The sequence below is a fragment of the Thiemannella venezuelensis genome, assembly GCF_014203605.1.
In the GTDB taxonomy this organism is placed as follows: domain Bacteria; phylum Actinomycetota; class Actinomycetes; order Streptosporangiales; family Streptosporangiaceae; genus Planomonospora_A; species Planomonospora_A venezuelensis.
Genome location: NZ_JACHJJ010000030.1, coordinates 13,432 through 26,612, shown reverse-complemented (window position 1 = coordinate 26,612; position 13,181 = coordinate 13,432). Strand labels below are relative to the sequence as shown.

At 71.4% G+C, this 13,181-nt stretch carries 15 protein-coding genes; 8 read left to right on the top strand and 7 right to left on the bottom strand.

The window, feature by feature from the left end:
• Positions 1 to 33: 33 nt before the first annotated feature.
• Entirely contained in the window at positions 34 to 1,263 is a 1,230-nt protein-coding gene (locus FHS22_RS31930; RefSeq protein WP_221474378.1) for a GAF domain-containing sensor histidine kinase, read from the top strand.
• A gap of 34 nt (positions 1,264 to 1,297) precedes the next feature.
• Here FHS22_RS31930 and FHS22_RS31925 read toward each other — a convergent pair whose 3' ends face one another.
• Positions 1,298 to 2,272 (bottom strand): tyrosine-type recombinase/integrase, encoded by a 975-nt coding sequence (locus tag FHS22_RS31925; RefSeq protein WP_184947909.1) that lies wholly within the window; start codon positions 2,270 to 2,272, stop codon positions 1,298 to 1,300.
• 115 nt (positions 2,273 to 2,387) lie between these two features.
• Between FHS22_RS31925 and FHS22_RS39710 the strand changes: the two genes are divergently transcribed.
• The 5 genes from FHS22_RS39710 (at position 2,388) to FHS22_RS31905 (ending at position 6,237) form a co-directional block, all read left to right on the top strand.
• Complete coding sequence (locus tag FHS22_RS39710) at positions 2,388 to 2,606, top strand: DUF5994 family protein (RefSeq protein WP_221474377.1); 219 nt, start codon at positions 2,388 to 2,390, stop codon at positions 2,604 to 2,606.
• Between the two features lie 360 nt (positions 2,607 to 2,966).
• Positions 2,967 to 3,290, top strand: coding sequence for an STAS domain-containing protein (locus FHS22_RS31920; protein ID WP_184947908.1), 324 nt, complete (start codon positions 2,967 to 2,969; stop codon positions 3,288 to 3,290).
• Positions 3,291 to 3,296: 6 nt separating this feature from the next.
• The gene (locus tag FHS22_RS31915) at positions 3,297 to 4,352 is read left to right on the top strand and encodes an acyl-CoA desaturase (protein ID WP_184947907.1); all 1,056 of its coding nucleotides are present in this window, start codon (positions 3,297 to 3,299) and stop codon (positions 4,350 to 4,352) included.
• A 199-nt stretch (positions 4,353 to 4,551) separates the two neighbouring features.
• Positions 4,552 to 5,220 (top strand): HEAT repeat domain-containing protein, encoded by a 669-nt coding sequence (locus FHS22_RS31910; RefSeq protein ID WP_184947906.1) that lies wholly within the window; start codon positions 4,552 to 4,554, stop codon positions 5,218 to 5,220.
• Positions 5,221 to 5,226: 6 nt separating this feature from the next.
• Positions 5,227 to 6,237 (top strand): MerR family transcriptional regulator, encoded by a 1,011-nt coding sequence (locus FHS22_RS31905; protein ID WP_184947905.1) that lies wholly within the window; start codon positions 5,227 to 5,229, stop codon positions 6,235 to 6,237.
• A gap of 156 nt (positions 6,238 to 6,393) precedes the next feature.
• Here the strand turns inward: FHS22_RS31905 and FHS22_RS31900 are convergent, their stop codons facing one another.
• Positions 6,394 to 6,789: a RidA family protein gene (locus FHS22_RS31900; RefSeq protein WP_184947977.1), complete on the bottom strand. Its 396-nt coding sequence runs from the start codon at positions 6,787 to 6,789 to the stop codon at positions 6,394 to 6,396.
• Between the two features lie 135 nt (positions 6,790 to 6,924).
• Here FHS22_RS31900 and FHS22_RS31895 point away from each other — a divergent pair, with 135 nt between their 5' ends.
• On the top strand, positions 6,925 to 7,896 hold the full coding sequence (locus FHS22_RS31895) for a helix-turn-helix transcriptional regulator (protein WP_184947904.1): 972 nt from the start codon (positions 6,925 to 6,927) through the stop codon (positions 7,894 to 7,896).
• Positions 7,897 to 8,092: 196 nt separating this feature from the next.
• Here the strand turns inward: FHS22_RS31895 and FHS22_RS31890 are convergent, their stop codons facing one another.
• From FHS22_RS31890 to FHS22_RS31870, 5 genes are all read right to left on the bottom strand, one after another.
• Positions 8,093 to 8,599, bottom strand: coding sequence for a hypothetical protein (locus FHS22_RS31890; protein WP_184947903.1), 507 nt, complete (start codon positions 8,597 to 8,599; stop codon positions 8,093 to 8,095).
• A 319-nt stretch (positions 8,600 to 8,918) separates the two neighbouring features.
• The gene (locus FHS22_RS31885; protein WP_184947902.1) at positions 8,919 to 10,151 is read right to left on the bottom strand and encodes a sensor histidine kinase; all 1,233 of its coding nucleotides are present in this window, start codon (positions 10,149 to 10,151) and stop codon (positions 8,919 to 8,921) included.
• A 291-nt stretch (positions 10,152 to 10,442) separates the two neighbouring features.
• Positions 10,443 to 10,937 carry a hypothetical protein gene (locus FHS22_RS31880; RefSeq protein WP_184947901.1) on the bottom strand — a complete coding sequence of 165 codons (495 nt, stop codon included), beginning with the start codon at positions 10,935 to 10,937 and terminating at the stop codon, positions 10,443 to 10,445.
• Positions 10,938 to 11,039: 102 nt separating this feature from the next.
• Positions 11,040 to 11,588, bottom strand: a complete 549-nt coding sequence (locus FHS22_RS31875; protein ID WP_184947900.1) for a YciI family protein — start codon at positions 11,586 to 11,588, stop codon at positions 11,040 to 11,042.
• Between the two features lie 163 nt (positions 11,589 to 11,751).
• Positions 11,752 to 12,138, bottom strand: a complete 387-nt coding sequence (locus tag FHS22_RS31870; protein ID WP_184947899.1) for a VOC family protein — start codon at positions 12,136 to 12,138, stop codon at positions 11,752 to 11,754.
• Between the two features lie 63 nt (positions 12,139 to 12,201).
• Here FHS22_RS31870 and FHS22_RS31865 point away from each other — a divergent pair, with 63 nt between their 5' ends.
• The gene (locus tag FHS22_RS31865) at positions 12,202 to 13,170 is read left to right on the top strand and encodes a helix-turn-helix transcriptional regulator (RefSeq protein WP_184947898.1); all 969 of its coding nucleotides are present in this window, start codon (positions 12,202 to 12,204) and stop codon (positions 13,168 to 13,170) included.
• Positions 13,171 to 13,181: the final 11 nt, after the last annotated feature.

Genomic DNA, 13,181 nt, shown 5'->3' with positions numbered 1-13,181 from the left:
GCCACACAGCGCAGCGGGTGGGACAGGGGTGCGATGACGCAGTGGCCACTGCCATCTGATGAGGCCGGGCGGATCCAGGAGATCGAGACGCTCGGGGCGATGGAACCGACAGCCGAGCCCCGCTTCTCCGCGATCGCCGAACTGGCCGCGCTGATCTGCCAGGCGCCGATGGCGCTGGTCAGCATCGTCGGCGCCGAACGGCAGTACTTCAAAGGCCGGGTCGGCATCACCGAGACCGGCATGGACCGGTGGCTGGGGTTCTGCTCCCACGTCATCATGGACCGCCGGCTGCTGGAGGTGCCCGACACGCTGGCCGATCCGCGCTTTCGCGACGACCCGGTGGTCACCGGGGAACCCTACGTGCGCTTCTACGCCGGTGCCCCGGTCATCAGCGACCGCGGCTACGTGCTGGGCACGGTGTGCGTGATGGACCACATGCCACGCCGGCTGAGCACCGCCCAGCGCCGCGCCCTCGCCTCCCTGTCCACATGCGCGGCCGACCTGCTGCAGCTGCACCACTACGCCCGCCAGTCCGAACAGGTCATCACCCGCCTGGCCGAGGTCGAGGAGCTCAAGCACGGTTTCCTGCGCACCGTCAACCACGAGCTGCGCACCCCGCTCACCTCGATCGGCAGCTACCTGCAAATCATCCAGGAAGGCGGGCTGGACGCCACGACCGAGCGTAAGTTCCTGGACGTGATCGAGCGCAACAGCGACCGCATCCGCGGCCTGGTCGACGAACTGCTGCTGCTGTCCAGTCTCAGCGCGCGCACCGCCAGCTACGTTCCGGCCCGTCTCGACCTGACCACTCTGGCCCGCCAGGTGTGCTCGGTGACCACGGCCAGGGCCTGGGACAGCAACCTGACGCTCACCTTCCGATCCCAGGCCCACGTCGCGGTATGGGGCGACGCCGGGCGGCTGCACCACGCACTGGCCCAGCTGCTGGACAACGCCATCAAGTTCACCCCGCCCGGTGGCGCCATCACCGTCACCGTCCTGGGCGAGCCCACCCCGTCACTCGAAGTCCGCGACACCGGCATCGGCATCAGCGCCGGGGACCTGCCGTACGTCCTCGATGACTTCTACCGTGCTCCCGAGGCCGAGGAGCAGGCGGTCGGCGGCACCGGGGTGGGCCTGCCCATCGTCAACAAGATCGCTCTCATGCACGGCGGCAGCGTGCACGTCGACAGCACCCCGGGCGAAGGCACCTGCGTGCGTCTGGTTCTGCCCATCCCGTCGACGGACTCTGCGACCGCCCGCTGAGGAGTGCCTCGGACTCTCCTCCGAAAGACACCTCTCAGGCACCGGCAGGGCTTTCTTGCCGGGTTGTCCAGCGGTCGGCGATGAGGGCGTCCAGGGCGGCCTCCCTGTCTGCCTCGGTGAGCAGCGCATAGCGGCGGGTGGTGTCCAGGGAACCGTGTCCCAGCAGTTCGGCGACCAGGATGGGGTTTTTGCCGTCGCGGATGAGCTGGGTGGCGAAGGTATGGCGCAGCACGCTCGGGCTGAAGGGCTCAGCGGGGTCGTCGTTGAGGCCGACGGCGTCGCCGAGGCCGGTGATGATGTCGCGGGCGGCGCGGTCGCTCAGGCGGCCGCCGCGGTGATTGAGGAACACCGCGGTACTGCCGGCTCCTTCCCAGCCGGCGCGAGCCTCCAGCCAGTCGGTCAGGGCCTGGCGCAGGTCCGGGTGGACGGGCAGCAGACGGATCTTGCCGCCGTCGCGGCCCTTGCCGCGGATGCGCAGCTCAGCCTTGCGGGCCGACAGGCGCACGTCGGCCACATCGAGGCCGACGACTTCGGAGATGCGCAGGCCGGCGAGACAGGGCAGCAGGGCGAGGGCCTTGTCCCGCGGGGATGCGATCAGCTGGACGTGGCGGATGTAGCGGTGGGCGTCCAGGGCGCGGGGGGCGGTGCGGCGGACGTCGCGTTCGCGGCGGGCCCGGGGCTTGCCGAGGCCGCGGCGGGTGTAGAAGTCGTCCAGGGCCGACAGATAGCCGTCGATGGTGTTGGGGGCGCGGCGGCCGTTCTTGAGGTGGCGGCGGAAGTCGCGCACCGCGCGGGTGGCCGTGACCGGGTCGGCGAGGGGGTCACCGTCCAGGGCGCCGGCCTGACCGGCCAGCCAGGCCAGGTAGCCGCGCAACCTGGAGACGTACTTGGCCTTGGTGGAGTCGGCCAGCGGAGCGTGCTCGAGCGCGGTGGTGTAGTCGCCCAGGACGGCGGTGTGGAGGGCGCAGAGCGGGACGGTCCGTGACCGGCCTGTGTTTCCGGAAGTCATGGGGTAGGCTGAGGGCACCGAGGGCTTTTCGAGCGTTGACACTCAAGTCGGCGTCGCCCCCGGTGAACCACCACCGGCCCCCTTCTCGGAGAGGGCCCGGACAGGCCAGGCGACCATGACGCCGACACTTCTTTCTCAACGGGCACCGCTCAGCTCCGTCTCATCTGCGATCCCTCGGGCCGATTCCGCGCTGCGGCTCGCCCTCCACCCGGTACCGAATCGGCGGGCGGCGGCAGACGGGGCCTGGTGGCCCTGTTCCCGCGACGCGGCGGCCGAGCTGCCCGATCTCATCGCCGCCGTCGACCAGCGCCTGGGCCGGACCACGTGCGGATAGGCGTGCACCAGGCATCCCGCCCGGCACCGCCGTCGGCGCCGCCCAGACCACGCTCGAACCCATCGCCCGGGACAACGCCGGCCTGACCGCCGACGACATCCTCACCCTGACGAGCCCGCCGCCCCATCCGGCGTCCGGCGTACGGACCGCAGGCAGCCCGGCCCGCTGGGAGAACGAAGGCGGATCGGTCATCGCGCAGGAGGCGACCGCTCCAGGCAGCCGGCCGCCGTCACCGGCGTGAGGTCACCGTACCGCCTGCCGGCCGGATCGAGCGGTTCAGGCACCGCCCGTTCCGGCGGCGGACCGATCTCCGGTCGGCAGGCATCCGGTCTCATATCACCTTCTCCGAACAGGATTTCCATGACCGTCATCGACACCGCCCCGCTCGGCAGAGCGAACGCCCCGGCACCGACCTTCGTGCACCTGTCGGGAGACATCGACATCCTCACCACGACCCGGCTACGCCGGCGACTGCTGAACGCTCTCGACAACAGCACCGACCTGCTCGTCCTGGACCTGTCCCAGGTCACCTTCTGCGGGGCCGGCGGCCTCGGCGTGATGATCGACGTGCAAAGCCACGGCCGCGAACGGGGCATCACGCTGGCCCTGACCGGCCTTCCCTCGAGCATCGCCCGGCTGCTGCGCATCACCGGCCTCGACCGCCGCTTCCCGATCGTGGCGTGACCCGGCATGCCGACCACCCGCGACCTCACCGAGGCGGACTATGACGGCAGCTCGCCGTTCCCCCGATCCGCCGCTCCCGCGCGAGCCGGGGCCGCTCAGGTGACGCTGACCGCCGCGATCGTGGCGGTGCCGTTCATCGCTCTGGCCGCCGGTGTCCCGCTGGCGTGGGGAACCGGTGTCAGCCTCACCGACCTGCTGCTGGCCGCCGCCTTCTACATCGTGACCGGGCTGGGGGTGACCGTCGGGTTCCACCGGCTGCTGACCCACCGCTCCTTCACCGCCCGCCCCTGGCTGCGCGTCGTCCTGGCCGTGGCCGGGTCGATGAGTTTCCAGGGCAACCTGATCGACTGGGTGGCCGTCCACCGCCGCCACCACGCCTTCACCGACCGGCCCGGCGACCCGCACTCCCCTTACCGCTACGGCGCCCACCTCGGTGGGCAACTGCGCGGACTGGCCCACGCCCACCTGGGCTGGCTGTTTTCCAGCGAGCCCACATCAGCCGCGCGCTATGCCCCCGACCTGCTGCGCAACGATCCGGCCATGCTGCGCATCGCGCGCGCCTTCCCCGCCTTGTGCGCCGCGTCCCTGCTCCTTCCGTTCGCTGCGGGCTGGGCGATCAGCGGCAGCCTGTACGGCGGGCTGACCGCGTTCATCTGGGCCGGTCCGGTCCGCATCGCGCTGCTGCAGCACGTCACCTGGAGCGTCAACTCCCTGTGCCATGTGATCGGCGACCGGCCGTACAGAACCCGCCGCCACGACCGCTCCACCGACCTGTGGCCGCTGGCCCTGCTGTCCTTCGGCGAGAGCTGGCACAACGGCCACCACAGCCAGCCAGGCTGCGCCCGGCACGGCCGCGGCCCCCGCCAGCTCGATCCCTCAGCGGCACTCATCAGCCTGTTCGAACGCCTGAACTGGGCCAGCAACGTGCGCTGGCACCCCGCCGACGGCCTCCCACACCGTCACGCGGTGGCCGGTAGGACCACGCCGCGCGCCACCACGCACCGCCCCGGCGGCGGCCTCCGCCCCGGGCGGCCACCGCGGCGGCGCATGCCTCACCGATAGCCGCCGATCACCTCCCAGGCGAGCCGGCTCGGTCACCGCATCGGCGCCGCGGTACGGCCACAGGTCCGGGCCGCACACACAGGCCGCCTCGACGCCAGGATCAGCCCGCAGCAGGCCGGGGCGCGTCCGCATGGCGCCGCCGGCCGCTTGACCTTGACACGGTGACAAGGTCTTCACTGGAGCCAAGGAGGTGGTTCCGATGACCATGCCGAAACAGGACATGGACGCGGTCCGGGTTTTCCAGGGGCTGGAGGACGGCCGCTCGTCGGTACGGCTGAGGGCGGCACTGGCGGCCGGCACGGCCCCCGACCCGCGGTTCGTCGGCAAACTCATCGAGCGATGCGCGATCGAACCCGAGTTCTACGTGCGCGACATGCTCACATGGGCGCTCACCCGCCACCCGGCGTCGATGACGGTTCCCGAGCTCCTCGGCGAAGTCCGCTCGGAGCGTGCGCAGGCACGGAGCCAGGCACTGCACACGCTGTCCAAGATCGGAGATCGGCGGGCATGGCCGGCGATCACACGGGCGCTTCTGACCGACACCGACGACGAGGTGGCGCGGAGCGCCTGGCGGACCGCCGTCGTGCTCGTGCCCGAAGGTGAGGAGCCCGAGCTGGCCGCAGTGTTGTCGACGCAGCTCGGGCGCGGCGGACGTGAGGTGCAACTGAGCCTCAGCCGGGCGCTCATCGCGCTCGGCGAGGTGATCCTGCCGACGCTGCGCGCCGCGATGACGGATCCCGACCCTCGCGTGCGCGCGCACGCCGTCGCCACGGAACGGCTGCTGCGCGACCCTGAGGCCGGATTCGAGTTCGCGGTCGAAGAGGCGAAGCGCGTCGTGGCCCTCGGCCGGACCGGCCAGGAGGGGTGACGGGCGATGTTGATCGGTGAGGTGGCCCGGCGGTCCGGGGTCAGCGCCCGCATGCTCAGGCACTACGACTCGCTCGGCCTGGTGCGGCCGACGGGTCGTACCGGCGGCGGATATCGGGAGTACTCCAGCGAGGACATCCAGCGGATCTTCCATATCGAGAGCCTGCGGTCGCTGGGGTTGTCGCTGCACGAAGTCGGGCGCGCGCTCGATGATCCCGGCTTCACGCCCGCAGAGCTCGTCGACGACCTCATCCACCAGACGCGGGAACGCATCGCGGACGAGACGGAGCTGCTCACGCGGCTCCGCCGGGTCGGTGCCGCGGAACCCGCCAGCTGGGAGGACGTCCTGCAGATCGTCTCCCTCCTGCAGGCGTTGGGGTCGAAGGGCGCAGGCAGGCGCCAGCGCGCGGCCCTGTCCTCAGCGTCCTCGGCCGAAGAGGTCCCGGTGCCGGTGGAAGCACTGGTCGAGGCAGTGCTGAGCGAGACGGACCCGAACGTCGCCGGAGCCCTCCGGTGGGCTTTGGCGCAGTCGGGGGCCGGCGGATCGGCGCTGCTGGGGGAGGGCCTCGGCTCGCCGGAAGCCGAGGTGCGCAAACGCGCCGTCCAGTCCATCGCTGAGATTCCCGGCGGTGAGGCGACCGCACTGCTGCAGGACGCCCTCGCGAACCCCGACATCGTGGTCCGCAGGTATGCGGCGCTGGCGCTCGGGGCACGCGGAGTGGCCGACGCGGTTCCGACGCTCATCGACATGGTCGTCGAGGGGGTGAACGACGTCGATGCAGCCGATGCGCTGAGCGTGCTGGCGAGTCGTCCCGAGCCGGCGGACCGGATCGCCTCCGGGCTCGTCGACCGCCTCGCCTGCGGCACCGCTGAATCGCCTGCACGCCGGCGGCTGACACAGGCGCTTGCGGACATCCCGGGAACCACGGCGTCACGCGCCCTCGCCGATCTGTCACACGACGAAGACCGCACCGTTGCGCTTACCGCGGCGTACATCCTGGGGATACGCGACGCGTGACGACGGGTTCTTCCCCGGGATGCCGTCCTTTCCCGGGTGCCGGGTGCACAGGACCCGGCTGCACGGCGCTTCCCCTCCGTGCGGTGCAGCCGGGTGGACACACCTGGTCACCCGTGCCGCCTCCGGCGGCCCCGCCGGAGGCGGCACGGGGCCGCATCACGCGACGGCGGTTCCCTCGAGCTCGACCATCAGGGTGGGGATCGCCAGCCGCGTCACCCCGAGCATCGTGGTGGCCGGCGCCACCCCGGCGGCGCCCAACCGCGACGCCAGCACACCGTAGTGCTGGAAAAGCAGGTCGACGTCGGTGGTGTAGACGTTGAGCCGGACGAGGTTCGCCAGGGACATGCCCGCCTCACCGAGCACGGCCTCCAGGTTGTCCAGGCTCAGCGCCAGTTGCGCGGCCATGTCACCGTCGTGCTGGGGCCTGCCTTCACCGCTCATCGCGGTCTGCCCGGAGCAGTACAGGGTCCGGGTGTGCCCGGAGACGACCTCACCCTGGTTGAAGCCCATCTCCACCGACCACGTCACCGGGTTGACCGCCGTTCGCTCCATCGCCACATCAGCTCCATTCGATTCATCGGGAGTACGGACGTCCGTCGGATCGGCAGCCGCCGTCCTTGACGTCGTGCGATGAGCCTCCCAACAAATCACGACATCCTTGGTCACGTATTCTGATAAACCTTTCGTATGCGCGCCGACCGGTTGTTCTCGCTGGTGCTGCTGCTGCGCCAGCGCGGCCGGCTGACCGCGGCCACGCTGGCCCGCGAGCTGGGGGTGTCCACCCGCACCGTGCTGCGCGACATCGAGGCGCTGTCCGCGGCCGGCGTCCCGGTCTACGCGGAACGCGGCCGGCACGGCGGTTTCGCGCTGCTGCCCGGTTTCCGGACCGAGCTCGCCGGGCTGAACCACGACGAGGCCCTCGCCCTGCTGGCCTCCGGATCGGGGCGCGGTGAGCAGGTGTTCGGCCTCGGCTCGGCGCTCGCTTCGGCCTTGCGCAAGGTGGTCGACGCGCTGCCCGAAAGCCACCGGGCCACCGCGAGCGACGCGGCCCGGCGATTCCTCGTCGAGCCGGAGACCGACCTGCTCTCACGCCGGCCGGCCGCCCAGGAGGTGCCCGACAGCACGATGATCGAGGTCCGGCGCGCGGTGCTCGCCGGGCACAAGCTGCGCATCCACTACGCGGCCACCGGCGAGACGCCGCAGTGGCGCACGGTGGATCCGATCGGCCTGGTCACCGTACGCGACCGGGGTTACCTGCTGGCCACGAGATCCGGCGCGGACCGCACCTACCGGCTGGCGCGGGTGCTGGCCGCCGAGGAGCTCCCCGAACCGGCCCAGCGGCCGAACCGGGTCGATCTGGACCGGATCTGGCGGGAACGCTGCGCGCGGTTCCTGTCCGACGACCAGCTCATCGTGCTGGTACGGGTGCACCCGGCGCGGCGGGAGGACCTGCTGAACACCGCGCTGGCCGTCCGCGCCGAGGAACCCGGTGCGGACGGCTGGCCTCGGCTGGAGGTGACCTTCCAAGATTCGCGACACGCCGAATGGGCGCTGTGGCAGCTCGGCACGGACGCGGAAGCCCTGGCCCCGCGGTCGTTGCGCACCTCCCTGCGCGAGCGCGCCGCCGCGCTCGCCACCTGCTACGCGGCCTCATCCTGAGAACCGGCCGCCCGCCGGAAACCGCAACGACGCCCTGACCGTGTCGTGCCGCCGGCCGCCCCGTCGGGGCCGGGAGGACGCCGGTGTCGCTCCCGCCCCGATGGCCATCGGCTCATCCCCGCCGGGGCTCCTTCGCGTCCGTTCCCGTCGTCCTCCACCCGCGGGCCGGGTTTCCGCGGTCCGTTCGCGCCGGAGATCACGCGTAGTAGGTGTAGAGCGACTTCCACGTTCCGGCGTACAGGCAGGTGAGAGACGGCTTGGACGCCTTGGCCTCGGCGCACACCTTGAGCTCGACCTCGTAGACGTTCTTGTGGGAGAACGCGAACGCCAGCGGCTTGCCGTGGGAGCAGGCGCGGTAGTTGCGCTGCTTGAGGGACACGCCGCCGTCGGCGTTCTTGACGGAGACGCGGAAGACGGCCCAGCCGCAGGTCGAGGTGCTTCTGGTCAGGTCGGTGACGCGGCCGGTGACCGTGACGCGGCCGGCGGGCTTGCCGGGGTCGTCCTTCGCGGTGGCCGTCAGCGAGCCGGACGCCTTGGCCTTGCGGCCGCCGGCGTAGTGGGGTCCCCACTGGACGGCAGCGGCCTGCGCGGAGCGTGCGTCCGCGGTGCCCGTGGTGGAGCCGGCGGCGGCGTGAGCGGTGGCGGGGGCGAGAACGGCGATGCCGGCGATGGAGAGTCCGGCCAGGGCACGAGCGGTGTTCATGGCGAATCCTTCCCGTCTGTGAGTGAGCACAATGTGCGACGGACCGCTTTCAACCGGCTTGACGGCATGGCTTGCAAGCGGATGGACGGACTCCCGGCCGACCGGTGACTGCTCGGCCGCCGAGGACGTGGTGTCCCTGGCCTTCCTGGGGGAGTGGCGGCTGCGGAGCGGCGTCGATGCGGACGGCGGCTCACTGCGGCCGCCGGGCCGTGGCGATCATTCGTCGCCGGCAGCGGACACGGCTCGGCCACCGCTGTGTGACGGCGCGGACGTGAGCGTGTCCCAGCAGGCCAACGCGCTCCGGTCCCCGCCTCAAGGACTACCGGCGGACCGCCGGCACGGCATGCGGGCCGGGCAGGGTCAGCCGGACCCGGGTGCCGTGCCCGGGCCTGCTGTCGATCTGTACGTCACCGCCATGCATCCGAGCGATCTTCTCCGCGAGGGACAGGCCGATTCCGGCACCGCCGATCGCGCGCTCCTCGGCGCCGGCGCCTCGGTAGAAGTCCTCGCGGACGCGGTCGATCTCGCCCGGGTCGATGCCGACGCCGGTGTCGCGTACCTCCACCGCCGGGGCCGAGCCGGCGTGCACGACGATCTCGACGCGGCCGCCCGGCGGAGTGAACTTGACGGCGTTGTCGAGCAGCTGCTCGATCGCGTACCGCGCCTGAACGGGGTCGGCGCAGGCCATCACCGGAGCGGGGGCGTGCACGGTCATGGTCAGCTCCCCGGCGCGGGCCCGCTCGGCCAGGCTGCCGGCCGCCTGACGGGCCAGCTCGGCCAGGTCGGCCGAGGCCGGGGTGAAGGGCACGGTGCGGGCGTTGAGGCTGGCGATCAGCAGCAGCCGGTCCAGCAGCTCCCCGAGACGGGCGCTGTTGCGGTCGATGACGCGCAGGAACTTCTGCTCGGTGGTCTCGTCCAAGTCGCCGTCCTGCACGAGTTGCAGGTAGGAGCGGATGGAGGTCAGCGGGGTGCGCAGCTCGTGGTTGACGGTGCGCAGGAACTGGTTCTTCAGCTCCTCCAGGTGCCTCAGCCGGTGTTCGACCAGCTCGGCGCGGCGGGCGTGGTGGTGCAGTTCGGCCAGGTGCGCGACGCCTGCCGCCAGTGTGGACAGGATCCGGCGCTGTTCGCTCCGGAGACGGCGGGGGCGGTGGTCGGCCGCGAACACGGCGCCCAGGGCATGGCCGCGGGTGGTCACGATGGGGGCGCCGGCGTAGAAGCGCATGTACGGCTCGCCCTGAACGGCCGGGTCGCGGCGGAAGCGCTCATCGGCCTGTGCGTCGTGCACCTCCAGCACGTCGCGACCACGGATGGCGTAGGAGCAGAAAGACATCTGCCGGCGGCCGATACCGGTCAGGTCGATGCCGTGGCGCCCCTTGAAATGCTGGTAGTCGGCGTCCATGAGGTTGACCACACCGATCGGGGTTCGGCAGACATAGGCGACCACCTCGGCGATGGCGCGGAAATCCCCCTCCAGCACGACGTCCAGGACATGCAGCTCCCGCAGTTCCTGGAGCCGCCCGGTCTCATCGCTCGGCCACGGAAGAGAGGTCATCACCCGTTGCCTCACTTTCCCAAAGGTTCCCTGTCGGTATGGCGGACGGTCCCGTTGCGGCGGCGACAGGCGGGTACAGGGAAAGCCCTACCCAGCATCGGGGCAGGTCATAGCAGTGTTCATGGTCGACGTCACCTCGGCGGAGGGAACCGGCGGGCCCCGGGCCCAGCCCGGCACTCCCGGAGCCCCGACGAGGGGCGAGCAGGCAAGAACCCTTTGGCGCGAGAGCCGGGCCGAGGCCGCCTCATCTCCGGTCGGAACCCAGGAACCGGCGCACGTCGAGGGGAGACGTCATGCCTTCTCGGTGCCCGTGTCCTTCGGTGCGGATCTTCGTACGGCGATCAACCCAATGGCCATGATCAGCCCGTACACGAGGAAGGGCCAGCCGTACGGCCGGCGGGGCGCCCACCCGAAGACCATTCCCACCCCCGTCAGAAGAACGACCGCCGTCAGCGCCCAGCCCGCCACCTGCCCCGCCAGGCGAGTGCGCCGCCATGTCAGCAGGAGCACCAGGACCAGGGCCATGGCGATCCCCGGCCAGCCCATCTCGACGTACTGCCGGCCGTAGGAGGGGTCATCGTGCCGCCGACCGATGACCGCGTCGTACACCGAATCTCCGACGATGGAGAGCGGGAAGGCCATCACGACCATGCTCAGTACTCCGTACATGGCATCGCCGAGGTGGCCGTCCTGGGTCAGCCAGGTCAGCGTGAGCACGGCCGCGGCGTACGCGCAAGCGACCAGCGCCACGGGCAGGCCGCGAACGCGAGCGATGGCTCGAATCATGAGATGCCTCCCGAGGACGGCCGCTTCGCCCCACCGCTCGATCTCCGGCGCGGGTCGTTCGCGTGAGTTCCGACCCCGCCCTCGGCGACGGTCAGGTGCTCGTCACCGTCGCCCACCGAACTCCCAGTCATGGACCTCGACGTCGGCGTACCGCTCCAGGGTCAGGACGGCACGTGCCGCATCCGGATCCGGCGCCCGGACCAGCACCGCCGTACCCAGCCAGGTGCTGCCGTCGTCGGAGAGCAGCGGCCCGTAGGCGATCAGCTCGTCCCGGTCGGGCGGCGGGACGAGGTCGGCAGCCTGCCCGGAGCCCAGGCCCAGCACCAGATACCGGCTGCCGCCGTCCCTGCCGCCAGGGAAATCCCACATGGTGCGCCCCAGAACGTTGCGCCACCGGCGCAACATCACGTCCCGGTACACACCGGCCTGATAGTTGGGCTCGTCGAAGACGAACGCACGCGCGCCGGCGAGATCGGGCAGGTCGACGATGTGCACGCTGCCGGTGGCCGTGTCGCCACCGCGGCCGAAGGTCGGGCCGCGTGCGATCATCTCCGCCGCGTACCGGTCCATGTAGGACCAGTGCTCTTCCAGCAGCTCGTCACGCAGCTCAGCGGAATCGGGCCGATCACGGTGATAGCAGAAGAACTCCATGCCGAGTACCTACCACGCACCGCATCGACGACTCCATCCCGGTCGGCCGGGCCGCCGGCGCTCCTTCACCCGACGTGGGGGCCGGTTCCCGCACCTCGCGACGTGCGGGAACCCCGGTGTCCTGCGCGGGTGCGCGGGCGCGGTCATCGCCGGCCGATGACGCTCAGTCCTGGGTGGAGATGCAGAACGGGTGACCGGCGGGGTCCAGCAGGACCCTGCGCTCCTCGGGATGGGGTTGGGCCGGGGGCTCCACGGCGCCCAGGGCCAGCATCCGCGCCTGAGCCGCCTCCAGGTCGTCGACGCCCAGTTCCATGTGCGCCTGCTTCCCCTGGGAGGGGTCCGGCCAGGTCGGGGGCCGGTAGTCGGCGACCCGGATGAAGCCCAGTCCCGGTGCCCCGTCCCGGCCGAGCAGGACGAAGTCGTCGCTGGAGTAGACGACGGGGAGGCCGAGAGCCTCGCCGTAGAAACGGGCCAGCTCGGCGGGGTCCGGGCAGTCGAAGTCGATGGACAGCAGACGGATCGTCGGTGCGGTTGCGGTTGCAGTGCTCATGGGAGGGACCCTAGAACGGGACCAGGACAGGTCCGGTCCTGGTCATGAGGGACACTACGGGATGTGATCAGCACCTCCGCCCGCCTGCTGCGACTGGTCTCCTTGCTGTCCACCCGGCCGGCCTGGACCTGCCGCGAGCTGGCCGAGCGGATGGCGGTCACCGACCGCACGGTCCGGCGGGACATCGCCCGGCTGCGGGAACTCGGCTACTGCATCGAGTCCGACCCCGGGCCGTGGGGCGGCTACCGCCTCGGCGGCGGCAGCCGGGTGCCGCCGCTGATCCTCGATGACGAGGAGGCGCTCGCCGTGGCCGTCGCACTCCGCGAGGCCGCGCTCAGCGGCGTCCTCGGCAGCGACCGGGCAGCGGTGTCGGCGCTGCTGAAACTGGGGCAGGTCCTGCCGCCCCGGATCGCGGACCGGCTGGATGCGATGGACGCCACCTTCGTGCACACTCCCAGGCCCGGAGGAGATCGGATCTCCCCCGGCGTGCTGCTGGAGCTGGCCACCGCCTGTCGCCGTGGTGAACGCACCCGCCTGTCGTACCGCGACCACGCAGGCAAGGCCAGTGTCCGGGACGTCGACCCCTACCGGCTGGTGCACACGGGCCTGCGCTGGTATTTCGTCGCCCGGGACACGGCCCGGGACCAGTGGCGGACGTTCCGGGCCGACCGGGTGGTGCACCTACAGCCGACCGGACAGCCGGTCGAGCTCATCGACCCGCCCGACCCGGCCCTCCTCGTCTCCCGGAGCATCGCGAGCGTCGTGTACCCCCTCTACGGGAGGATCCGGCTCCCGCACCCCATGGACGAGGCCCTGCGGCTGGTCCCGCCGACGATCGGCACCCACCACCCGGACGGGCCCGACGCCACCATCGTCGAAATCGGCGCCAACGACGCCGACCAGCTCGCCCGGTACCTCCTCGGCCTGGGTACCCCGCTACGGGTCCTCTCCCCGGACGACGTCCGGGAGGCTCTGCTGCGCCGTATCCGGGAACTGTCCGAGGGCAACGGGGGCGGCCGGTCCTCGCCGTAGGCGTTGCGCCC

Bases quoted from the DNA above. Each gene is read 5' to 3' on its own strand.
- FHS22_RS31870 (WP_184947899.1), bottom strand. From the start codon at position 12,138: ATGAGCACTGCAACCGCAACCGCACCGACGATCCGTCTGCTGTCCATC.
- FHS22_RS31885 (WP_184947902.1), bottom strand. From the start codon at position 10,151: ATGACCTCTCTTCCGTGGCCGAGCGATGAGACCGGGCGGCTCCAGGAA.
- FHS22_RS31920 (WP_184947908.1), top strand. From the start codon at position 2,967: ATGACCGTCATCGACACCGCCCCGCTCGGCAGAGCGAACGCCCCGGCA.
- FHS22_RS31880 (WP_184947901.1), bottom strand. From the start codon at position 10,937: ATGATTCGAGCCATCGCTCGCGTTCGCGGCCTGCCCGTGGCGCTGGTC.
- FHS22_RS31895 (WP_184947904.1), top strand. From the start codon at position 6,925: ATGCGCGCCGACCGGTTGTTCTCGCTGGTGCTGCTGCTGCGCCAGCGC.
- FHS22_RS31905 (WP_184947905.1), top strand. From the start codon at position 5,227: ATGTTGATCGGTGAGGTGGCCCGGCGGTCCGGGGTCAGCGCCCGCATG.
- FHS22_RS31900 (WP_184947977.1), bottom strand. From the start codon at position 6,789: ATGGAGCGAACGGCGGTCAACCCGGTGACGTGGTCGGTGGAGATGGGC.
- FHS22_RS39710 (WP_221474377.1), top strand. From the start codon at position 2,388: ATGACGCCGACACTTCTTTCTCAACGGGCACCGCTCAGCTCCGTCTCA.
- FHS22_RS31930 (WP_221474378.1), top strand. From the start codon at position 34: ATGACGCAGTGGCCACTGCCATCTGATGAGGCCGGGCGGATCCAGGAG.
- FHS22_RS31925 (WP_184947909.1), bottom strand. From the start codon at position 2,272: ATGACTTCCGGAAACACAGGCCGGTCACGGACCGTCCCGCTCTGCGCC.
- FHS22_RS31875 (WP_184947900.1), bottom strand. From the start codon at position 11,588: ATGGAGTTCTTCTGCTATCACCGTGATCGGCCCGATTCCGCTGAGCTG.
- FHS22_RS31910 (WP_184947906.1), top strand. From the start codon at position 4,552: ATGACCATGCCGAAACAGGACATGGACGCGGTCCGGGTTTTCCAGGGG.
- FHS22_RS31915 (WP_184947907.1), top strand. From the start codon at position 3,297: ATGCCGACCACCCGCGACCTCACCGAGGCGGACTATGACGGCAGCTCG.
- FHS22_RS31890 (WP_184947903.1), bottom strand. From the start codon at position 8,599: ATGAACACCGCTCGTGCCCTGGCCGGACTCTCCATCGCCGGCATCGCC.